17 protein-coding genes are annotated in these 20,213 nt (G+C 67.9%); 10 read left to right on the top strand and 7 right to left on the bottom strand.

The features are described 5' to 3' along the window. Window positions 1–31 precede the first annotated feature (31 nt). Both ACZYSP_RS34330 and ACZYSP_RS34325 read left to right on the top strand, forming a co-directional pair. On the top strand, window positions 32–2,341 hold the full coding sequence (locus ACZYSP_RS34330; RefSeq protein WP_489019027.1) for a fimbria/pilus outer membrane usher protein: 2,310 nt from the start codon (window positions 32–34) through the stop codon (window positions 2,339–2,341). Next, window positions 2,308–2,838, top strand: a complete 531-nt coding sequence (locus ACZYSP_RS34325; RefSeq protein WP_354339404.1) for a spore coat protein U domain-containing protein — start codon at window positions 2,308–2,310, stop codon at window positions 2,836–2,838. The genes ACZYSP_RS34330 and ACZYSP_RS34325 overlap by 34 nt, the downstream gene beginning before the upstream one ends. A gap of 24 nt (window positions 2,839–2,862) precedes the next feature. Here ACZYSP_RS34325 and ACZYSP_RS34320 read toward each other — a convergent pair whose 3' ends face one another. Together ACZYSP_RS34320 and ACZYSP_RS34315 are read right to left on the bottom strand one after the other, a co-directional pair. Then, a complete protein-coding gene (locus tag ACZYSP_RS34320; protein WP_176929076.1) occupies window positions 2,863–3,141 on the bottom strand; it encodes a BTH_I0359 family protein in 279 nt (92 codons plus the stop codon). 147 nt (window positions 3,142–3,288) lie between these two features. Next, on the bottom strand, window positions 3,289–4,479 hold the full coding sequence (locus ACZYSP_RS34315; RefSeq protein WP_489019024.1) for a DUF3108 domain-containing protein: 1,191 nt from the start codon (window positions 4,477–4,479) through the stop codon (window positions 3,289–3,291). 141 nt (window positions 4,480–4,620) lie between these two features. Between ACZYSP_RS34315 and ACZYSP_RS34310 the strand changes: the two genes are divergently transcribed. Continuing rightward, window positions 4,621–5,697, top strand: coding sequence for a fumarylacetoacetate hydrolase family protein (locus ACZYSP_RS34310; protein ID WP_489019023.1), 1,077 nt, complete (start codon window positions 4,621–4,623; stop codon window positions 5,695–5,697). Window positions 5,698–5,706: 9 nt separating this feature from the next. Here ACZYSP_RS34310 and ACZYSP_RS34305 read toward each other — a convergent pair whose 3' ends face one another. Then, window positions 5,707–6,486 (bottom strand): helix-turn-helix transcriptional regulator, encoded by a 780-nt coding sequence (locus ACZYSP_RS34305; protein ID WP_093078927.1) that lies wholly within the window; start codon window positions 6,484–6,486, stop codon window positions 5,707–5,709. An 89-nt stretch (window positions 6,487–6,575) separates the two neighbouring features. Between ACZYSP_RS34305 and ACZYSP_RS34300 the strand changes: the two genes are divergently transcribed. From ACZYSP_RS34300 to ACZYSP_RS34290, 3 genes are read left to right on the top strand one after another with little or no spacing between them, the layout of a single operon-like run. Further along, complete coding sequence (locus tag ACZYSP_RS34300; protein ID WP_354339406.1) at window positions 6,576–8,318, top strand: FAD-dependent monooxygenase; 1,743 nt, start codon at window positions 6,576–6,578, stop codon at window positions 8,316–8,318. After that, on the top strand, window positions 8,315–8,527 hold the full coding sequence (locus ACZYSP_RS34295) for a DUF2783 domain-containing protein (RefSeq protein WP_093178406.1): 213 nt from the start codon (window positions 8,315–8,317) through the stop codon (window positions 8,525–8,527). Before ACZYSP_RS34300 ends, ACZYSP_RS34295 begins: the two co-directional genes overlap by 4 nt. A gap of 36 nt (window positions 8,528–8,563) precedes the next feature. Further along, window positions 8,564–9,538: a Bug family tripartite tricarboxylate transporter substrate binding protein gene (locus ACZYSP_RS34290; RefSeq protein WP_489019020.1), complete on the top strand. Its 975-nt coding sequence runs from the start codon at window positions 8,564–8,566 to the stop codon at window positions 9,536–9,538. Between the two features lie 22 nt (window positions 9,539–9,560). Here ACZYSP_RS34290 and ACZYSP_RS34285 read toward each other — a convergent pair whose 3' ends face one another. Both ACZYSP_RS34285 and ACZYSP_RS34280 read right to left on the bottom strand, forming a co-directional pair. After that, window positions 9,561–10,736, bottom strand: a complete 1,176-nt coding sequence (locus ACZYSP_RS34285; protein WP_489019018.1) for a toxin-antitoxin system YwqK family antitoxin — start codon at window positions 10,734–10,736, stop codon at window positions 9,561–9,563. Between the two features lies 1 nt (window position 10,737). Further along, window positions 10,738–11,151 (bottom strand): VOC family protein, encoded by a 414-nt coding sequence (locus tag ACZYSP_RS34280; RefSeq protein WP_489019016.1) that lies wholly within the window; start codon window positions 11,149–11,151, stop codon window positions 10,738–10,740. Window positions 11,152–11,320: 169 nt separating this feature from the next. Here ACZYSP_RS34280 and ACZYSP_RS34275 point away from each other — a divergent pair, with 169 nt between their 5' ends. The 4 genes from ACZYSP_RS34275 to ACZYSP_RS34260 all read left to right on the top strand — a co-directional run bounded on the left by ACZYSP_RS34275 (window position 11,321) and on the right by ACZYSP_RS34260 (window position 16,199). Further along, window positions 11,321–12,475 carry a TraB/GumN family protein gene (locus ACZYSP_RS34275; RefSeq protein ID WP_354339411.1) on the top strand — a complete coding sequence of 385 codons (1,155 nt, stop codon included), beginning with the start codon at window positions 11,321–11,323 and terminating at the stop codon, window positions 12,473–12,475. A gap of 9 nt (window positions 12,476–12,484) precedes the next feature. Next, the gene (locus ACZYSP_RS34270; protein WP_093079084.1) at window positions 12,485–12,856 is read left to right on the top strand and encodes a DUF2946 family protein; all 372 of its coding nucleotides are present in this window, start codon (window positions 12,485–12,487) and stop codon (window positions 12,854–12,856) included. A gap of 116 nt (window positions 12,857–12,972) precedes the next feature. After that, window positions 12,973–15,261 (top strand): TonB-dependent receptor, encoded by a 2,289-nt coding sequence (locus ACZYSP_RS34265; protein ID WP_489019013.1) that lies wholly within the window; start codon window positions 12,973–12,975, stop codon window positions 15,259–15,261. Window positions 15,262–15,290: 29 nt separating this feature from the next. Continuing rightward, window positions 15,291–16,199 carry a copper chaperone PCu(A)C domain-containing protein gene (locus tag ACZYSP_RS34260; protein ID WP_256216881.1) on the top strand — a complete coding sequence of 303 codons (909 nt, stop codon included), beginning with the start codon at window positions 15,291–15,293 and terminating at the stop codon, window positions 16,197–16,199. 6 nt (window positions 16,200–16,205) lie between these two features. Here ACZYSP_RS34260 and ACZYSP_RS34255 read toward each other — a convergent pair whose 3' ends face one another. Continuing rightward, window positions 16,206–17,921 carry a phospholipase D family protein gene (locus ACZYSP_RS34255; protein ID WP_093078920.1) on the bottom strand — a complete coding sequence of 572 codons (1,716 nt, stop codon included), beginning with the start codon at window positions 17,919–17,921 and terminating at the stop codon, window positions 16,206–16,208. A gap of 95 nt (window positions 17,922–18,016) precedes the next feature. After that, complete coding sequence (locus tag ACZYSP_RS34250; protein WP_093078918.1) at window positions 18,017–19,918, bottom strand: ATP-binding cassette domain-containing protein; 1,902 nt, start codon at window positions 19,916–19,918, stop codon at window positions 18,017–18,019. Window positions 19,919–20,213: the final 295 nt, after the last annotated feature.

Below are 20,213 nucleotides of genomic sequence, written 5' to 3'. Positions count from 1 at the left end.
CGCTTTCGCTTGCTGGCTGCCGGTGGCACACATGGCGCAGGCCCAAGTGATTGCAGACGACCGAGCGTTCACCCCGGTAATCATCGACGTCGAAGTCAATGGCACGGCAGAGGGGCCTGCACGCTCTGCGCTCCGGCACGGGGGCAAGCTCCTGTTCAGCCGTGCCGATTTGCAGGCGTGGCGCGTCATCGTTCCCGCCCAGGCGACGGCCGTGGTCGAGGGGGCCGACTACTACGACCCCGCCGCGTTGCCCAATGGCAGCGTGGCGCTGGAAGAAAGCACGCAGACGGCGCAAGTGCGCTTGCCCGTGACGGCATTCGTGGCCAGTGCACTCACCGGCAAGGCCGCGAACCGGCCGTCGCTCACGCCTTCCGTCAATGCCGCCTTCGTCAACTACAGCATGGCGTTGCAGCACGACAGCAACGGCACTGCCGCATCGGGACTGCTCGACAGCACGGTTTCGGGCCAATGGGGATTGCTGGCGAACAGCGTGCTCGTCGGCCAGTCGGCCTATCAGAATGCGACGGGCCTTTCGTCGCTGAGCAAGATGGTCCGGCTCGACAGCTACTACCGCTACGACGACCCGGATCGCCTGACGCGGCTGACAGTCGGCGACGCCATCACGCAGAACGCCGCGTGGTCCACGCCGTCGCGCTTTGCCGGGGTGCAGTTCGGCACGCAGTTCGGCCTGAGCCCCGGGTACATCAGCTATCCGGTGCCGTCGCTCACGGGCGGATCGGCCGTCGCGTCGACGCTCGAAGCCTATGTGAACAACACGCTGCACTATCAGGGGCAGGTCGATTCGGGCCCGTTCTCGTTGAGCAACGTGCCGGTGCTCAGCGGCGCGGGTGAGATGAGCTTCTCGGTGTCCGACGCGCTGGGCGTGCGGCGCACCGTCACGACGCCTTACTACGTGAGCACGAATCTGCTGCGCGCGGGCTTGTCGGACTACTCGGTCAACGTGGGGTGGAGCCGCCTCAACTATGGCCTTCAGAGCAATGACTACGGCAGCCCGTTCGCTGCCGGCAACTGGCGCCGCGGACTCAGCGAGACGGCCACCATGGAGCTGCATGGCGAGGCCGGCGCGCAGGTTCAGGTTGCCGGCGCCGGCCTGACCTGGGTGTGGGCGCCGCTGGGGGAGTTCGGACTGCACGGCGCGGCCAGTCGCTCGCAGGACTCGGGCAGCGGAACGCTCGGGCGCGTCTCGTTCGCGCACATCGCTTCTGAGTGGAGCTTCTCGGCAAGCCGGCAATCCGCCAGCGCAGGCTTCATGCAGGTTGCATGGCTGGACAGCCAGACGCACACGACCGGGCAGACTCAACTGTTCCTGGGGCGCTCCCTTGGCCGCCGCTATGGCAGCCTGGGCCTGGCCTACACGGCATTGCGCTATAGCGGCGGCGACGAGGCCAAGGTGCTTTCGCTCAACCATTCCATTCAGCTCGGCGCGGTGTTCCTGAACACCTATGTGGCGCGCACCGACTCGGGCGCCACGGCGAATCGCCAGCGCGTCGCATCGGTCGGCTTGAGCCTGACCCTTCCGCTGGGCGACCGGCAGACCGCATCGGCCACGACCAACCGGCAGAACGGAAAGACCACCACCACGGTCGACGTCAGCCAGGCGACTCCGAGCGATGAGGGGCTGGGCTGGCGCGTCGTTGCCTCGAATGGCGAGACAAAGCGCGCCCAGGCCGAGGCAACCTGGCGGACCCCCTATGCGAGCTTCAACGCGCAGGTCGTCGACCTCAACAAGGAGACCAGCGCCAGGGTGCTTGCCGAGGGCTCACTGGGCTATACGTCGGGCATGTTCTTCGCGGCGCAATCGTCCAGCGACGGCTTTGCGCTGGTGACGGTGCCTGGCACGGCCGGCATCAAGATCTACCGGGAGAACAACCTGGCGACGACGACCGACGGCGAGGGGCATGCCCTCGTGACCGGGCTGCGTGCCTATGAGCTGAACAAGATCAGCGTGGACAACGGCGATCTGCCGATTTCGGCGCAGGTGCACTCCGACGTGCTGCAGGTCGTGCCGTCGTACAAGGGCGTTGCGGCGGCCACCTTCGACATCTCGCGCGACCTGAGCGCCACCATGCAGATCCGGCTGCCCGACGGGTCGCCGCTGCCGGCTGGCATCGACGTTGTCGGCGAAGGCCGTCCGTTTCCATTGATCACCGGCTACGGCGGCACGCTGCAGCTCGATCGCCCCCGTGCGGGCGAACGCTTCGAGGCGAATTGGCGCACTGGCCATTGCAGTTTCACGGTCGGCCCCATTCCGACCACCGGCACGCTGCCACAAATCGGGCCCTACACATGCGAAACGATGCTTCCAACTACAGCGCGCTGATCTGGGTTGCCGGTCTGATTGGCGCGCTGGCTGCCACGTCGGCACATGCGTCATGCACGTCGACGGGGCTCGGGACGCCGACCTGCTCTGCCACCATCAGCGCGACGGCCCTGAGCTTCGGAAACTACAGCGCGTCCACGACGAGTGCCACCACAAGTACCGGCACCATCACGGTGGCGGCCACGTTTTCAGGAAGTGTCTTCGGAACCAGCACCTTGAGCTATACGGTCAGCCTTAGTGCGGGGAATTCGGGAACGACCACGAGCCGCTACATGAGCTATGGCAGCTACACCCTGAACTACAACCTGTACACCAGTTCGACCTACGGGACGGTCTGGGCGACCAGCACGGTGTCGGGCAGCGCGTCCGCCTCAGGTGGGTTCGGGACCAGGACGGCAAGCACCACGCACACCGTCTACGGTCGCCTGCCTGCCGGCCAGTACACGGCTGCGCCGGGCAGCTATACCGACACCATCACGGTGACCGTGACCTACTGAGTTGTTGTTTCCGGGGTTTTCGGCTCAGTGCACCAACACGGGGGTGTGGGCCAGCTCGGCGTAGCCTTCGAGCGTGTCTTCGACCTCTTCCTGGGTGGGAGTGTTGAGCTGCCAGGCGGCGATCTGCTGCTGGAACAGTTCGGCCCAGGAGCCGTCGAGGTACACCTCCTTGCCCGAACGCTTGTCCACGATCTCGAAGCCATGGCGCTCCAGAACCGGCACATTCGGCTGCGCGGGCTCCTCGCCTTCATTGGGCTGCACGTGTACGACGACGAAAGACTCCGAGTCATAAAGCATGTTCATGGCGGGCCCTGTGAGTATGTCGATGGCGTTCATGGGGTTTAGATAGCAATCAACGCGCCAGTTTCAAGATAGGTTGTCTATTTGTAAAACCAACAGGCTAATCGGCATATCTCCAGGACCTTTTGCTTCGATAGTGTGACTTTCTCCTCAATTCGAGGGGCCTGCGGGTAGGGGTTTGCGCAATTGGGCGTCAGCGAAGTCGCCGTTTGCTTCCGTCTGCCTGATGCGCACGGGCAGATAACCGTACGCTGGCGCAAGCCAGAGCTCCAGTTTTCTATCGAAATCCCGGCGCGGGTTGCGGGTGAGCTTGCGCGCGGTGTATTCGCCGGCCGGGAGGGCTATCTTTTCCTCTTCGCCGACCACGAAGACCCAGACGTCGGCATCGCGCGGCCCCACGGTCTGGACCGAGATCCGGGTGCCCGCCGGATAGCGATCCGGGCTGGCCGCCAGCAGGCCGCCGAGCTGCATCATGACGCTCATGCGGTCCTGCGCGCCGGCCAGCAGGGGCACGGGGGGCGTGTTGTTGCTGAACACGATCTGCCCCTGATCGCGCACGAAATGCGACGCCACCTCGGCCTTGCGGCTTTCGGAGTACCGCTCGGGCTCTAGGCCGGAGGGGCCGATGCGGCCGGTGCTGTGCCAGTTGAGCAGGGTGAAGAACACTGCCTTGAGCGTCAGCCGCCCGTCGTAGCGGGAGCCATCCTGCAGCCAGACGAGCTCACCGAACACGCCCCGCTGCGGGGAGGCCCCCACCTGGCCCGTGGCTTCGAAATCGAGCGTGACCGAACCGGGGATCCTCAGCGCCTGGGTGCCGGCGATGGTTCCCGAGGCTTCGCTGCCGCCGGCCGTCTTGGTGCCGCTGCCCGTGCCACCGGCAGGGGAAGACGCACCAGCCGGGGCGCTGGCGGCTGCTTCGGGCGGTGCTGCTCCTGAATCGGGAGCAGCCTGGGCCGTCAGGTCGGGTGTTTCCGGAGCAGGGGGCACGGAAGTGTCTGGCTCCGGCGCTGGCGTAACGGCCGCAGGAGCCGGCTTCGGACGGGGCGCCGACGGCTCGCGGGGCCGGCGCGGCTTGGGCGGCGGTGCTGGCTTGGCTTCCGCCGGGGCGGCAGCCGGAGCAGCGGGCTTTTCAGAAGCCGGCGGCGCGATCACGATCGTCCGCGTGCTGAACTTGCTCGCCAGTGGCGAGGGTTCCGGCCCGATGGCCACCGGCGCCAGCCCGAGCACCAGCAGGTGGATCAGCGCCACCAGCAGCGTCAGACCGATCAGCACCCGCCACGACGGACGCCCGGGCAGGCCGGGAGGCAGCAAGGAAGAAGGAGGGGCGACGAGCGTCGACATCAGTGTGTGGAGTGAGGCGCCGGCCCGGAGGTTCACGAAGACCACCTCGGTACACTGCCGCCCGTTCAACCAGTTTAAGTGGGAGCGGCGCCCGGCCTCGTGCACGCGCCGTGTCCCGCGCCATCACGCACGCACCGCATCATGAAACTCGCCACCCTGAAGGACGGCTCGCGCGACGGCCAGCTCGTCGTTGTCTCGCGCGACCTCACGCTCGCCCACTACGCCACCGGCATCGCGAGCCGGCTGCAGCAGGTGCTGGACGACTGGGGCTTCATGAGCCCGCAGCTGCAGGACCTGTACGACTCCCTCAACACCGGTCGCGCGCGCCACGCCTTCCCCTTCGATCCGTCGATGTGCATGGCCCCGCTGCCGCGCGCCTACCAGTGGGCGGATGGCTCGGCCTACATCAACCACGTCGAGCTGGTGCGCAAGGCGCGCAACGCCGAAGTGCCCGAGAGCTTCTACTCCGACCCGCTGATGTACCAGGGCGGCAGCGACGACTTCCTCGGCCCGACCGACGACGTGATCGTGCCCAGCGAAGCCATGGGCATCGACTTCGAGGCCGAGATTGCGGTCATCACCGGCGACGTGCGCATGGGCTCCACGCCCGACCAGGCACTCGACGGCATCCGCCTCGTGATGCTGGCCAACGACGTGAGCCTGCGCAACCTGATTCCGGCCGAGCTGGCCAAGGGCTTCGGCTTCTTCCAGAGCAAGCCCGCCACCGCCTTCAGCCCCGTGGCCGTGACGCTCGACGAGATCGGCGAGGCCTGGCAGGACGGCCGCGTGCACCTGGCGCTGCAAAGCAGCTGGAACGGCCGCAAGGTCGGCATGTGCGACGCCGGCCCGGAGATGACCTTCCACTTCGGCCAGCTCATCGCCCACATCGCCAAGACACGCAACGTGCGCGCCGGCAGCATCGTGGGCAGCGGTACCGTGAGCAACAAGGGCGTGGAGAAGAACGGCCACATGGACTGGCCCAAGGGCTATTCGTGCATCGCCGAGAAGCGCTGCATCGAGACCATCCAGACCGGCCAGCCCTATACCGACTTCATGAAGTTCGGCGACACGATCCGCATCGAGATGAAGGGGCTGGACGGGCGTTCGCTGTTCGGCGCGATCGACCAGGAGATCGTGTCGACGGCCGGGCGGCCGAAGGAGGCGCCGGTGTCGCTGGTGAAGCCCGCCCCGGCGCAGGAAGAGACCGCGGAAGACTGAAGCCGCGTTTCAGCCCGGACCGGCACCGCGCAGCAGTTCTTTCTGCGACCGTATCCCCAACCGCCGGAACGCCCGGTACTGATGCGTGCGCACAGTCGTCAGCTCCACGCCGATCTCGCGCGCCGCTTCTTTCGCCGTCTTCCCAGCCATCAGGTGGCCGATGACCTCGCGTTCGCGCAGGCTCAGCCTCAGCAGCCGCGAGGCCAGCGTGGGCTCCACCGCCTCCCTTACGGCCACAGCGCTGCGGCCATGCGCCGCGGTGGCGTCGGCCAGCAGCGTGGCGTGCGCCTCGATGCGCGCGAAGTCCGATGCATCGAACTCCGGCTGCGCGAGGCTGCGGTAGAAGCTCACCGCCACGCGCTGCCCCGTGGGCAGCAGCAACAGCACCGACGCGCGCTCGCGGATGCCGACGTCGCCATAGCAGGCGGCGCGGTAGGCCGGGTCGGCCACTTCGTCGGCGTGCTGGTGGCCCAGCCATAGCTGCGCGCGCTTCGGCAGCTTGCGAGCAGCGAGCCAGGCCATGTTCGGGTCGAGCAGGTCGAAGCGCTGCGCCACATAGCGTTCGGTGGTGCGCTCTGCCGTGCTGCCGTAGCTGCTGGCGGCAGACACCGCCTCGATGCGGCCGGTGGCATCGACCACGAACACGGTGCAGAAAGTCACCGGCATCACGCGCTGCATCGCCTTGAGATAGCTGGTCGCCAGGTGCGGCGTGCCCACGCCGGAGAGCACGTCGCCGACGACGGCTGCGGCCAGCGCGGTGTCGGTCGGGTGGATGCGCCAGCGTCTCATGCGTGAAGAAAAAGAAGAGCAGTTCGGGTAAGTACCTCGTACGAAGTTATGACATTGACGGCCCCCGCGCATCGGGACAATCCCGTCGGATGACGAACTCTCCCGATGCCGCCAGCGGCCCCGTGCCTCCGCCGGCCAGCGCCACTGAACTGCCGCCGTCGGTCGGCGCCTTCCACTACACGCGCTACAAGCCCTGGACGCCGCCGCTCGAAGAAGGCGGTATCGAACCCGGCCGCCATCCGGTGGTGATCGCGGGCGGTGGGCCGGTCGGCATGGCGCTCGCGCTGGGGCTCGCGAACCACGGCGTGCGCAGCGTGATCCTCGAAGCCGACGACACGGTGTGCGTGGGCAGCCGCGCGGCCTGCATCTCGCGGCGCAGCCTTGAAATCATGGAGCGGCTCGGCGTACTGCCCGGCTTCATGACCAAGGGCCTGCCGTGGACTGGCGGTCGCAGCTTCTACAAGACGGCCGAAGTGTTCCGCTTCGAGATGCCGCACGACGCGCAGCAAAAGCTGCCGCCGATGATCAACCTCGAGCAGTACTACGCCGAGCACTATCTGCTGGAAGAAATCTTCCGCCGCAACGAGCAGACCCCGGGGCTCATCGACATCCGCTGGGGCACCGAGCTCACCGGTCTCGCGCAAAGCGATGAGGGCGTGACGCTCGACGTGCGCAACGCCGAAGGCGCCTACCGGCTGCACGGACAGTGGCTCGCAGCCTGCGACGGCGGCCAGAGCTTCGTGCGCAAGGCGATGGGGCTCACGCTCGAGGGCACGGGCTACGAAGGCCGCTACGTGATCATCGACATCGAGCTGCACAGCGGCCACCCCACCGAGCGTCGCGCGTGGTTCGACCCGCCGTGGAACCCCGGCTCGACCGTGCTGATGCATCGCCAGCCCGACGACATCTGGCGCATCGACTACCAGCTGCGCCCCGGCCAGAGCACCGAAGAAGCGCTGCAGCCGCCGGCCGTGGCCGAGTTCGTGCAGCGCCACCTCGACGCCATCGGCGAAGGCCACCTGCCGTGGAAGACGGTGTGGACCTCGGTCTACCGCGCCGGCGCGATGACGCTCGACAGCTATCGCCACGGCCGCGTCGTGTTCGCGGGCAACGCGGCGCATGCAATGCCGATCTTCGGCGTGCGCGGGCTCAACTCGGGCTTCGACGATGCGGACAACCTCGCGTGGAAGCTGGCGTTCGTGGCAAGGGGCTTGTCAGATGCGGCGCTGCTCGACTCGTACTCGCAGGAGCGCATCGCGGCCTTCCACGTGAACGCCGAGAACGCGATGCGCAGCACCGAGTTCATGTCGCCGCCGTCGCGGGGCTTCGACCTGCTGCGCGAGGCGGCGCTGTCGCTGTCGGAAGCGCATCGCGGCATTGCGCAGCTCATCAATCCGCGCCAGACGCAGGCCGTGCGCTATGCCGATTCGCCACTGTCTAGCGAGGGTGACGAACTGCCGAGGGGTCCGCTGCCGGGCGAGGTGATGCCCGAGCAACAACTCGCGCAAGACCACCTCACCGACTGGATCGCGCCGACCTTCACGCTGCTGGTGCTGCGGCCCGATGTGGCCCCGCTGCCTGCAGCCGACATTGCGCAGGCACTGCAGGGCGCGCTGCCCTTCGTCGTGCGCAGCATCGCGGCCCCGGGCATCGACGGCGTCGACGGCGCCGACGCGCATGCATCTCCCGCCGTCTTCGAAGCGCTCGGCGCGCAAGACGGCGCGGTCTACCTGCTGCGTCCCGATGGCCACGTGGCCGCGCGCTGGCATCGCCTGCCGCCCGGTGCCCTGCAACCTGCACTGGCCCGCGCGGCCCAGGAGCCCCTCGCATGACCACGACACCGCTGAACCCCGACGCCCGCGACCGCCTCTATGCCGAGTGCGCACGCGCCATCACCGAGGCGGGCGCCGAGCGCGAATCGCTGTTCCTGGCGCGGCTTGCGCTGCTGCTGTTCGAGCAGGTCGGAGACGAGGCGCGGTGCCGCGCCGCGCTGGCCGATGCGCTGCGCGCGCTGCCCGTACCATCGCTGTCCGCTTCCTGATTTCCAAACCAATTACAAACGACTGGAGACTGATCCATGGATCGCCGCACCCTTCTCGCCACGCTCGCTTCCGGCGCCGCAGTGGCCGCCACGCCTTTCGCCCATGCGCAGGAATACCCCGCGCAGCTCATCAAGTGGGTCGTGCCCTATCCGGCGGGCGGCGGCACCGACGTGATCGCGCGCGTGCTGGCCGAATCGATGCGCCAGACGCTGGGCCAGCAGATCGTGGTCGACAACCGCCCTGGTGCCTCGACCAACATCGGCGCCGACCTCGTCGCCAAGAGCAAGCCCGACGGCTACACGATCCTCTCGGCCGACAACGCCGTGCTGGCCTTCAACGAGCACCTGTTCAGCAAGCTGCCGTTCAACCCCGAAAGAGACTTCACCTACATCGGTGCGATCGGCAAGTTTCCGCTCGCGCTGGTGGTGCATCCGGACTTCCCGGCGAAGAACTTCAAGGAGTTCCTGGCCTACGTGAAGGCCAATCCCGGCAAGGTCAACTACGCCTCGCCCGGCAACGGCTCGCCGCACCACCTGGCAATGGAAATGTTCAAGGTGCGCACCGGCACCTTCATCACCCACATTCCGTACCGCGGCGCGGCGCCGGCCATGGCCGACGTGATGGGCGGGCAGGTGCCCTGCATGTTCCTCGACCTGGCCTCGGGCCTGTCGATCATGCAGAGCAACAAGGTGCGGGTGCTGGCCATCGGCTCGGGCGCGCGCAGCAAGCTGCTGCCCAACGTGCCGACGCTGGCCGAAGTGGGCGTGCCCAACACCGAAGTGTTCGCGTTCCAGGGCATCCTCGGCCCGGCCGGCCTGCCGCCCGCGGTGGTGAACAAGCTCAACGGCGACCTGAACAAGGCATTCGGCACGCCCGCCGTGCAGAAGCGTTTCGAAGACTTCGGCATGGAGGCGATGCCGGGCTCGCCGGCGCAGTTCGTGGCGCTGTCGCGCGCGGAGTCGAAGCGCTGGGGCCCGATCATCAAGCAGGCTGGCATCAAGCTGGACTGATGCCGGCAGCGGGCGTTTGCCCCTAGCGGGTGAACGCCTTTCGCGAGCCGTCTTCGAAGACTTCGTCGTCCCGCTGCAATTCGCCGCTTTCGTCCCAGGTGCGCTCGCGCGTCACGCGGCCCTTGGCGTCGAAGCTCGACTCGGCCAGCAGCGTGCCCTTCTCGCTGAAGCGCTGGTGGGTGCCGACCGGAATCTGCCGGTTGCGGCCCGCGATCTCGTAGCGGCCCTGCGCGGCGCGCTGGCCGCTGTCGTAGAACTCGGTGATCTCGACCGCGCGCGCGTCGCCGCTGCCGCTGTATGCCGACTTGCTGCGCGGCTGGCCGTTGAGGTAGTAGCCGTCGTCGACGATCGGCTCGCCCGCGCTGTTCCAGCGCTGGTCGCGCACCAGCGCGCCCTTTTCGGAGAAGGCCTGCTCGCGCACGCGGATGCTCGCGCGCTCGACCAGCAGGTACACCGTCTCGCGGCGCTTCACGCCTTCGGACGAGTAGTTCTGCTCGGTGCGCTGGTTGCCCACGGTTTCGTCCAGCGATGCGGTCTTGCCGTTGTCGTAGAAGCTCTGCGAGCGCACCCGCTTGCCCGACACGAAAGAAAGCCGCGAACGCAGGCTGCCGCGCGCGTCGAACAGGTCGACCTGCGACGGGCCGGTGCCTGTGAAGCCGCAGAGCTTGGCGTCGTCCGCCACCGGCGCGAGCGTGGGCGCGTCCGCGCAGCGCAGGGCCGAAAGCTGGCCGTTCTCGGTGAATTCGACCGACGCGCGTTCGCTGCCGCTGCCGGTGTCGGGATAGAAGATGGCGCGCCGCAGCTTGCCGTCGGGGTAGAAGTTGCGCACCAGCCCGCGCTCCTGGCCGTCGTCGTAGGTGGCGTCGCGCAGCACGCGGCCCGTGGGCGAGAACTCGCGGGCGCGGCCGTGCAGGTTGCCCTTGGCGTTGAGGCTGTGCTCCTTGGCGAGCTTGCCCTTCTCGTAGATGCGCACCAGGCCCATCGACACGCCGTTCTGGATCTGCTCTTCGCGCTGCAGCTCGCCGGTTGCGTGGTCCTTGCAGCGCAGCAGGCCGGTCTTGCCGGCTGTGCTGCTGCCGTTGGCCGGGTTCACGCTGCGGCCGTTGAGCTCGCAGTCGAGCTGCGCGTGCGCCGCCGTGGCACAGAGGAGTGCGAAGAGTGCGGCGGCGCCGCGAGGGGCGATCCGGCGCGGGGTCATTTCACTTGTCGTACAGCGTTTCGAGGGAGCGCAAGCCCTTGATCTCGATCGGATTGCCGAACGGGTCGAAGAAGAACATCGTCCATTGCTCGCCCGGCTGGCCCTTGAAGCGCACCTGCGGCTTCAGCACGAACTCGGTGCCGGCGGCTTCGAGCCGCGCGGCCATCGCCTGCCAGTCGGGCAGGGCCAGCGCGAGGCCGAAATGCGGCATCGGCACCATCACGTCGCCGACGCGGCCGGTGCGGGCGGTGGCGAAGGGCTCGCCGAGGTGAAGGGAAATCTGGTGGCCGAAGAAGTCGAAGTCGACCCAGGTGTCGGTGCTGCGGCCTTCGGCGCAGCCGAGCACGCTGCCATAGAAGCGGCGGGCGCCGTCGAGGTCGCGAACGTTGAAGGCAAGGTGGAAGATGCTCTGCATGGTTTCGGATTATGGGCAGCGGTGCTGTGAGAATGCCGGACTTTCTTTCATCGTGGAGCAAGCCTTGCGGATACTCCGGGTCCTCGCCGCGCGGATGCGCGGCATGCATGTCATCGCGCGGATGCGCGACATCCTCTCTCTTCTTCCTTCCGCGCCGGATTTCCGGCGCATGCCACGCCAGATCCTGACTGGCGCGTGCTGTGTGTTCAGCTTCGCGGCGGCGCATGCCGCCTGCCCGCCATCGGCCATCGCCAGCCTCGAGAAGCCGGGCATGGGCGTGCGCAACGGCGTCGACCGCGGGGTGCTCTGGCGCATCGAGCGCGACGGACGCACTTCGTGGCTCTACGGCACCATCCACGTCGGCCGCGGCGACTGGGTGCGGCCCGGCCCGACCATCCAGAAGGCGCTGGCGCAGAGCGACACCCTCGCGCTGGAGCTCGACCTGCGCGACGAGGCCACCGCCCGCGCCATGGCCCGGCCGGCCGACCCGGAGCTGCTGGCGCGCATGCTCAGCGGCGAGCGCGCCCGCCGGCTGGAGCGCCAGAACTCTGAAGCCTGCGTGCCGCCGGGAACGCTGTCGAAGCTGCAGCCGATCCTGCAGGTCACGGCGCTGGCCGGCCTGGCGGGGCGTGCCGATGGGCTGTACCCGGAATTCGGCGTGGACGAGACGCTGGCGGTCTCCGCCCGCAACAGCAGCAAGCCGATCGTCGCGCTCGAAAACGCGGCTGAACAGATCAAGGTGCTGACGGGCGAGTCCGAAGCCGAAGAAGCCGAGCAGGTCGATGCGGCACTCGACGAGCTGGAGTCCGGCAAGCTGCGCGGCCAGCTCAAGGAACTGGCCGATGTCTGGGCGCGCAGCGACGCGGCCAAACTGGCTAGCTATCCCGAGTGGTGCGACTGCCTCAAGACGCCTGCCGAGCAGCGTCTGATGAAGCGCCTGCTCGACGACCGCAACCCGAACCTGGCCGATGGCATCGAGCGCCTGCACGCCGGCGGCAAGGGCGTCTTCGCGGCGGTCGGGGCGTTGCACATGATCGGCCCGCAGGGGTTGCCCACGCTGATGGCTGCGCGTGGCTTCACCGTGACGCCGGTGCTGACCAACGCACAGGCGCAGACGGCGCAGCCGATGCCCGCGCTCGCGGCGCCATCGCCCGCGCCAAGGGCCGTGCGCGGCGGCAAGGCCGTGAAGGGCCAGCGCGGGCAGGCGGTGCAGAAGGGTGGCAAATCGACGAAGGCGGCACCCGCTGCCAGCGGCGCCAAGGCCCCCGCCAAAGCGCCAGCCAAGGCCGCGGCCCCTGCCGCCAAGGGCAAAGTGCGCAGATAATTGCCCGCCATGCACGCGTTGCGAACCCACACCCGCTTCCTCGGCCTCGTCGGCCGCTGGGTGCTGCTGTGGTTCGTGATGTCGCTGGGCGTGGCGGTGGCGTCGCCGCTGGTGAATCCGCAGTCGATGGAGCTTGTGTGCTCCAGCGCCGGCTCGATCAAGGTGGTAGTCCACACCGAAGACGGCGCGCAGGAAATGGGCGCCTCGCACATGGACTGCCCGCTGTGCGTGCTGACCGGCGCGCCGCCGCCGGCCATGGCGGTTCCGGTTTTCGATCTTCCCTTGCCGCTGGGCCGCGTGGTCCAGTCCATTCCCGCCGCGCGCCTGGCCGCGGCCACCGCGGCACCGCTGCCGGCGCGCGGGCCCCCGACTTTCTCCTGACGCTCTCAAAACCATAGCTGCATACGCACGACCGAGTGCGTGTGCGGCCTGTCTGGCTTGAAGTTTCGTGGAGAAGGTTCCTCTTGAAAAAGCATTCCCGCGCCCTGGCGATCGCCATGGCATTTCCTCTTGGCGCGCCTGCGCTGGCGCAGCAGCAGCCCGCCGAAGCGCCTGAAAGCGGCACCGGTGGCCGTTCGCTCAGCACCGTCACCGTGAGCGGCGGCCGGCCGACCTCGCTGCCGGCGCAGATCCCCACCACCATCGAAGGCGTGACGCACGACCAGATCGTCGAAACCGTCAACGCCACCGACAGCGAAGACGCGCTCAAGTACCTGCCGAGCCTGGTCGTGCGCAAGCGCTACATCGGCGACTTCAACCATGCCGTGCTCGCCACCCGCGCCTCGGGCACGGGCAACAGCGCGCGCTCGCTGGTCTACGCCGACGGCATCATGCTGTCGAACCCGCTGGGCAACGGCGCCACCTACGCGCCGCGCTGGGGCATGGTGTCGCCCGAAGAAATCGAGCGGGTCGACGTGCTCTACGGACCGTTCTCTGCTGCCTACCCCGGCAACTCGGTGGGCGCGGTGGTCGACTACGTGACGCGCATGCCCACGCAGCTGGAGGCGCACGTCAAGCTCAGCGGCTTCGTGTCGAACTTCGATCTGTACAACAGCCATTCCTCCCCGGCCGGCCAGCAGCTCGACCTGTCGCTGGGCAGCCGCAGCGGCGACTGGTCGTGGTGGCTCAGCGCCTCACGCACCCACAGCAAGGGGCAGGCGCTGGTGTTCGGCAACCGGCTGGTGAGCGCGGGCACGGTCGGCAGCGCAGGCACGCCCGTGACCGGCGCGGTGCTGGGGCTGAGCCCGTCGAACCAGCCCTGGTGGCTGGTGGGCGGCTCCACCATCTACGACACCACGCAGGAGCAGGCCAAGCTCAAGGTGGCGTACGACTTCTCGCCCACCGTGCGCGCCACCTACACGCTGGGCGCGTGGAACAACACCACGCACGGCGGCGTCGACACCTGGCTGCGCGATGCGCTCGGGCGGCCGGTGTACGGCGGCAGCGTGAACATCGGCGGGCGCACCTACAACCTCGATTCACCGAGCGCCGCGCTCGCACCGACTGAGACCGCGCTCACGCACTACATGCACGGCCTCTCGGTGAAGAGCCACACCGGCGGCGTGTTCGACTGGGAGGTGGCGGCGAGCCTGTTCGACTATTCGAGCGACACCTCGCGCACGCCCACCACACCGCTGCCGGGCGCCTTCAGCGGCGGGCCGGGCCGCACCACCGACATGGGCGGCTCCGGCTGGAACACCTTCAAGGCGGCCGGCACCTGGCGGCCTACCGGCTCGGCCGAGGGCGTGGGCGCGCACGTGGTCGACTTCGGCTTCCAGCAGGACACGGCGCGCCTGCGCACCAGCGTCGGCAACACGCTCGACTGGATCAGCGGATTGCCCGTCACGCCGTTCTCGGCCTTCAACGGCAACACCCGGCTGCAGTCGCTCTACGTGCAGGACACCTGGCGCTTCGCGAAGGACTGGAAGACCACGCTCGGCCTGCGCCACGAGCGCTGGGAAGCCTACGGCGGCCAGCTCGGCAGCGCGGCCACGCTGCTGAACTTTGCGCCGCGCAAGAACAGCTACGACTCGCCCAAGGCCGCCATCGCCTGGCAGGCCACGTCCGACTGGCTCCTCAAGGCCTCGACCGGCCGCGCGGTGCGCATGCCGACGGTGAGCGAGCTCTACCAGGGCTCGATCAGCGGAAACCAGATCATCAACACCAATCCGAACCTGCGCCCCGAACGCTCGTGGACCACCGAGCTCAGCGCCGAGCGCGACCTGAAGGGCTGGGGGCTCGACGGCGTGCTGCGCACCACGCTGTTCTTCGAGAACACGAAGGACGCGCTCTACACGCAGGCCCTCACCAACCTCGTGAGCACGGTGCAGAACGTCGACGCCATCCGCACGCGCGGGCTCGAGGTGGCGATGAATGCAGTCGACGTGGGCGTGCGGGGGCTCGACCTCGGCGGCAGCCTCACGCTGACCCGCTCGAAGATCACCGCCAACAGCGGCTTTCCCGCCAGCGTCGGCCACGACCAGCCGCGCGTGCCGAAGGTGCGCGCCACGCTGCTCGCCACCTACCGGCCGGACGCCAACTGGAGCTACACCGTCGGCGCGCGCTACAGCGGCAAGCAGTACGGCACGCTCGACAACAGCGACCCCAACGGCTTCGCGTACATGGGCTTCTCGAAGTTCTTCGTGGTCGACGCGCGCATACGCTACCGGATCGACAAGCAATGGAGCGCGTCCTTCGGCATCGACAACCTGAACAACAACAAGTACTGGGCCTTCCACCCGTACCCGCAGCGCACCTACGTGGCCGAACTCAAGTTCGACCTTTGACTCTTTCACTCCAACTGCAAGGACACGATATGAACAAGACTTCGATGACCGCCCTCAAGACCGCTGCTGCCTGCGCCATGCTGGCGGGCATGGGCGCCGCCGTGGCGCACGTCACCCTGCCGCCGGGCGGTGCCACCGTCGGTAGCGACTACAACGCCGCTTTCCGTGTCGGCCACGCCTGCGAAGGCGCCAAGGCCACCACCGGCCTCGCCGTGCGCCTGCCCAAGGGCTTCGTGCTGAGCGATGCGCAGGAGCGCAAGGGCTGGAAGCTCGATGTGCAGAAGAGCGGTGATGGCGAAGTGCGCTGGACGGCAGAAAAGCCCGAGAACGCGCTGCCCGGCAGCGAACGCGCCGAGTTCGTGCTGCGCGGCAAGGTGCCAGCGACGCCCGGCACGCTGTGGTTCAAGGTGCTGCAGACCTGCGACACCGGCGTGGCCGACTGGGCCGAGGTGCCGGCCTCGGGCAACTCGACCGCCGGCCTGAAGAGCCCGGCCGCCAAGTTGAACGTGGTGGCGCAGGGCGTGGCCACGGTCGACGTACGCGACGGCTGGGTGCGCCAGTCGGTGCCGGGCCAGAGCGGCACCGGTGCCTTCATGAAGCTCACTGCGCCCACCGGCACGAAGCTGGTGAGCATCTCCACCCCGGCCGCCGGCATTGCCGAAGTGCACGAGATGAAGATGGAAGGCGACACCATGAAGATGCGCGAACTGACCGGCGGCCTCGACCTGCCCGCGGGCCAGACCGTCGAGCTCAAGCCCGGCGGCTATCACGTGATGATGATGGACCTGAAGGGCGCGCTGGCCAAGGGCGCGACCGTGCCGATGACGCTGAAGTTCGAGGACGCCAAGGGCGTGAAGACCGCGCTGGACGTGACGCTGCCGGTGGGGGCGCCCGAAGGTGCCGATGCAGGCGGTTCGGCGCACCAGCACAAGCACTGACGGCGTCTACAGAAGCTGGTCGGGCGCCAGCGGCCCGAATAGCTTGAGCAGCAGCCGCAGCGTGGCGCTGGCATCGGGCTCGGTGGTGGTGTCCTTCAGGCCGCTGCCCTCGGGCGCGCGCCACAGCAGGGAGCCGTCGACCAGCTCGACATGCCACGAGCGCTCGCGCATGCCGCGTTCGATCTGCTCGGACGCGGCGCGCGAGAGTTCGTTGCTGCGGATCAGCAGCGCGATCTCGGTGTTCTGCAGTTGCGATCGCAGGTCGAGGTTCATCGAGCCGACCACCAGCAGACGGCCGTCCATCACCAGCACCTTGGAGTGCAGCATGGCGCGCGATTCGCCGGTGGCGCTGCTGCCGCCCGAGGAGCCGAAGACGTTGCCGAAGCCCGCCTGTTCGCTGCGCAGTTCGTAGAGCTCGATGCCCATTCCGAGCAACTCCTCGCGGTGGCGCGCGTAGCCCACGTGCGCCACTGGCGCGTCGTTCGAGGCCAGCGAGTTGGTCAGCACGCGGATGCGCACGCCCCGGGTGCGGGCTGCGGAAAAGGCTTGCAGCATGTCTTTTCCGGGCACGAAGTAGGGCGAGATGATGAGCAGGTCGGCGCGCGCCTGGCCGATCAGCTGCAGCAGGCCTTCGACCACGGTGTCGCCGCTGGCGGCCAGATCGGACGCGGCTTCCAGCGAGGCCGCACCGGGCGAGGTGCCGGCCTTGTCGCCGGGCCGGCTGACCAGGAGGCCCGGTGCTTTCGCGCTTTCGGGGCCTGAATCGGCGGGGATCTTGCCGGGCTTGTCCGCCAGCATCGCGGCTGGCGCCCAGACGAAGGTGGCGGTGCGCAGGTCCAGCGGCTTCTCGTCCCATGCGCGGGCGCGCTGTTCGGCGGTGGGAGGGGCGTTGTCCGAGGCTTTCTGCTGGCTGGCAGATTCTTCGGCCAGCTCCTGGTCGGCCTTGCGCGCGCGGTCGCGCATGGCCTGCAGTTCCTCGCGCGTGACCAGCGATTGCACCGGATAGGCGCGCTCGTTGTTCCAGTAGCTGTCGAAGCTGCGCGAGAGGTCTTGCACGATGGGTCCGGCCGCCAGCACGTCGACATCGACGAAGTTGCCGTTTGTCGCGTTGCCGAAATACGCATCGCCGAGGTTGCGCCCGCCCGTGACGCCGAGCACGTTGTCGGCCAGGAACAGCTTGTTGTGCATGCGCTGCTGGATGCGCGAGGCGTCGTCGATCGAATTGAGCAGGCGGCTGAAGGTGGAGTCGCGCGAGCCGGCCAGCGGGTTGAACAGGCGCATCTCGATGTTCGGGATGAAGGCCAGGCCCAGCACCAATGCGTCGCGGCCGGTGGTGTGGAAGTCGTCGAGCAGCACGCGCACCCGCACGCCGCGCTCGGCCGCCGAGCGCAGGCCGCGCAGCAGGCGGCCGGTGCTGGCATCGGCGTGGATCGCGTAGTACTGCAGGTCCAGCGTCTTCTGGGCACCCTCGATCAGCGCGAGCCGGCTGCCGTAGGCGGCCTGCGGACCGCCCAGGAGCAGGAAGCCGGATTCGTAGCGGGCCTTGTCGGTCTGCCGGCGCTGCTGCACCAGGTCGGCCATCGCGGTGCCGGCGGCTGGTGAGGCGAGAGCGGTCGAGACGGGCCGGTCGACGTTCTGGGGCAGCTGTGCGCAGGCACCGAGGATCAGCAGCGCGAGAAGCGCAGTGGATCGGCGCAAGAACGTCTGGAAGGAAGAAGGCATGCGGCTTTCCCGGGGCTTGGAAGGGTGAGCCGCATATATAGCCTAGTCGGCGCCCGCCCGGCGTCGGACGGGCGGACGATCGGCGCCGACGGGTGTCAGCGTCCGGCGGTGAGCTCTTCCTGGCGCTCCAGGGCGGAGAGCAGTTCGTCGTCGATCCTGGCGTGGCGCTCGGCCAGTTCGGCGGCGCGCGACGCGTCGCTGGCGTAGATGGCGCCGCCGTCGAGTTCGAGCATTTCGGTGATGCGCGTCTGCTCGGCTTCGAGGGCTGCGATCTGGGCGGGGAGGGTGTCGAGTTCGCGCTGCTCTTTATAGGAGAGTTTCTTGCGGGCGCCTGATGCCTTGGGGGCGGTGGCTTCCGCAGCCGGGGCGGGTGGGGGGGCTGGTGCCGGGGCGGGTGCCGCGGCCGCGCGCTGCTCGGCGATCTCGCGGGCGCGCTTGGACTGGATCAGCCAGTCCTGCACGCTGCCTTCGTACTCGCGCCAGTTGCCGTCGCCTTCGTAGGCGATGGTGCTGGTGACCACGTTGTCGAGGAAGGTCCGGTCGTGGCTCACGAGGAACACGGTGCCGTCGTAGTCCTGCAGCAGGTTCTCGAGCAACTCCAGGGTGTCGATGTCGAGGTCGTTGGTCGGCTCGTCGAGCACCAGCACGTTGGCCGGGCGCGCGAACAGGCGCGCCAGCAGCAGGCGGTTGCGCTCCCCGCCGCTGAGCGAACGCACGGGGGAGTTGGCACGCGCGGGGGAGAAGAGGAAGTCCGAGAGGTAGCTCTTGACGTGCTTCTTCTGCGAGCCGATCTCAATCCACTCGCTGCCGGGGCTGATGAAGTCTTCCAGGGTGGCGTCGAGGTCGAGCTTGTCGCGCATCTGGTCGAAGTACGCCACCTGCAGGTTGGTGCCGCGGCGGATCTTGCCGCTGTCGGGCTCGAGCTCGCCCAGGATCAGCTTCAGCAGGGTCGTCTTGCCCGCGCCGTTGGGGCCGAGCAGCCCGACCTTGTCGCCGCGCAGGATGGTGCCGCTGAACTTGCGGATGACGGTCTTTTCGCCGAAGGATTTGGTGGCCTCGGTGAGCTCGGCCACGATCTTGCCGCTGGACTGGCCGGAGGCGACGTCCATGTTGACGCTGCCTTGCACTTCCCGGCGGGCGACGCGGCTGGCGCGCAGTTCCTGCAGGCGGGTGATGCGGCTCTGGCTGCGGGTGCGGCGGGCTTCCACGCCCTTGCGGATCCAGATTTCTTCCTGGGCCAGGAGCTTGTCGGCCTTGGCGCTGATGACGGCCTCCTGGGCGAGCTGCTCTTCCTTCTGCAGCAGGTATTGCTCGAAGTTGCCGGGGTAGGAGCCCAGCTTGCCTCGGTCCAGCTCCACGATGCGGGTGGCGACGCGGTTCAGGAAGCTGCGGTCATGGGTGACGGTAACGACGCTGCCCTTGAAGTCAATCAGCAGCTGTTCAAGCCATTCGATGGAGTCGAGGTCCAGGTGGTTGGTGGGCTCGTCGAGCAGAAGGACGTCTGGCGCGGCCACCAGGGCCTGCGCCAGGGCGACGCGCTTGCGGGTGCCGCCGGAGAGAGAGCCGACGCGGGCGTTGCGATCGAGGTGCAGGCGGTGTAGCGTTTCTTCCACGCGCTGCTCCCAGTTCCAGGCGTCGAAGGCTTCGATTTGAGACTGGAGGGCATCCAGGTCAAGGCCGTCCGCACCGGAGAGATAGAGATCGCGAATGGCAATGACGGGGGCTAGGCCCTGGCTGGCTGCGGTGAAGACATCCGCATCCATATCTAGAAGAGGTTCCTGGGCCACATAGGCCACCCGGAGGTTCTGCTGCAACTGGAGGGTGCCGTCGTCGGTCTTCTCCAGGCCGCCCAGTATCTTGAGCAGGGAAGACTTGCCCGCGCCGTTGCGGCCGATCAGGCCGATGCGCTCTGATTCGAGAAGAGAAAAGTCCGCATGATCCAGCAGCGGGACGTGACCGAACGCCAGTTGGGCGTCGAGGAGTGTGATGAGTGCCATGTGGCGCGGATTATCGGAGGAGCCAATGTCAGGGCTTGACGGCAGGGAGATGGGCTCTGTATGGAGGGGCTCGAAGAGGCCCCTTTTCAAGTTTCTTTGGGCTGGTCTTGCACGGCCCCAGATCTGTCATATACTCGTGGGCTTCGCTGATGAATGCCACTGGTGTTCGAGGCAGTTGATGCTTCTTCTGGGGCGTTGATTGTTGGCGGTGAAGAAAGTCTTCGAAAGTTGACGCAGTTTGAAAAAACGGTGCATAATCGAAGGCTTCGCTGAAACGGCTTCAGCGGCTTGCGAC

The organism is Variovorax sp. F042, from assembly GCF_057814215.1.
This window is presented reverse-complemented; position numbering and strand designations above follow the sequence as displayed.

Coding starts and splice junctions, on each gene's coding strand:
- ACZYSP_RS34330 (WP_489019027.1), top strand. CDS start 32: ATGGCGCAGGCCCAAGTGATTGCAGACGACCGAGCGTTCACCCCGGTA.
- ACZYSP_RS34325 (WP_354339404.1), top strand. CDS start 2,308: ATGCGAAACGATGCTTCCAACTACAGCGCGCTGATCTGGGTTGCCGGT.
- ACZYSP_RS34320 (WP_176929076.1), bottom strand. CDS start 3,141: ATGAACATGCTTTATGACTCGGAGTCTTTCGTCGTCGTACACGTGCAG.
- ACZYSP_RS34315 (WP_489019024.1), bottom strand. CDS start 4,479: ATGTCGACGCTCGTCGCCCCTCCTTCTTCCTTGCTGCCTCCCGGCCTG.
- ACZYSP_RS34310 (WP_489019023.1), top strand. CDS start 4,621: ATGAAACTCGCCACCCTGAAGGACGGCTCGCGCGACGGCCAGCTCGTC.
- ACZYSP_RS34305 (WP_093078927.1), bottom strand. CDS start 6,486: ATGAGACGCTGGCGCATCCACCCGACCGACACCGCGCTGGCCGCAGCC.
- ACZYSP_RS34300 (WP_354339406.1), top strand. CDS start 6,576: ATGACGAACTCTCCCGATGCCGCCAGCGGCCCCGTGCCTCCGCCGGCC.
- ACZYSP_RS34295 (WP_093178406.1), top strand. CDS start 8,315: ATGACCACGACACCGCTGAACCCCGACGCCCGCGACCGCCTCTATGCC.
- ACZYSP_RS34290 (WP_489019020.1), top strand. CDS start 8,564: ATGGATCGCCGCACCCTTCTCGCCACGCTCGCTTCCGGCGCCGCAGTG.
- ACZYSP_RS34285 (WP_489019018.1), bottom strand. CDS start 10,736: ATGACCCCGCGCCGGATCGCCCCTCGCGGCGCCGCCGCACTCTTCGCA.
- ACZYSP_RS34280 (WP_489019016.1), bottom strand. CDS start 11,151: ATGCAGAGCATCTTCCACCTTGCCTTCAACGTTCGCGACCTCGACGGC.
- ACZYSP_RS34275 (WP_354339411.1), top strand. CDS start 11,321: ATGCCACGCCAGATCCTGACTGGCGCGTGCTGTGTGTTCAGCTTCGCG.
- ACZYSP_RS34270 (WP_093079084.1), top strand. CDS start 12,485: ATGCACGCGTTGCGAACCCACACCCGCTTCCTCGGCCTCGTCGGCCGC.
- ACZYSP_RS34265 (WP_489019013.1), top strand. CDS start 12,973: ATGGCATTTCCTCTTGGCGCGCCTGCGCTGGCGCAGCAGCAGCCCGCC.
- ACZYSP_RS34260 (WP_256216881.1), top strand. CDS start 15,291: ATGAACAAGACTTCGATGACCGCCCTCAAGACCGCTGCTGCCTGCGCC.
- ACZYSP_RS34255 (WP_093078920.1), bottom strand. CDS start 17,921: ATGCCTTCTTCCTTCCAGACGTTCTTGCGCCGATCCACTGCGCTTCTC.
- ACZYSP_RS34250 (WP_093078918.1), bottom strand. CDS start 19,918: ATGGCACTCATCACACTCCTCGACGCCCAACTGGCGTTCGGTCACGTC.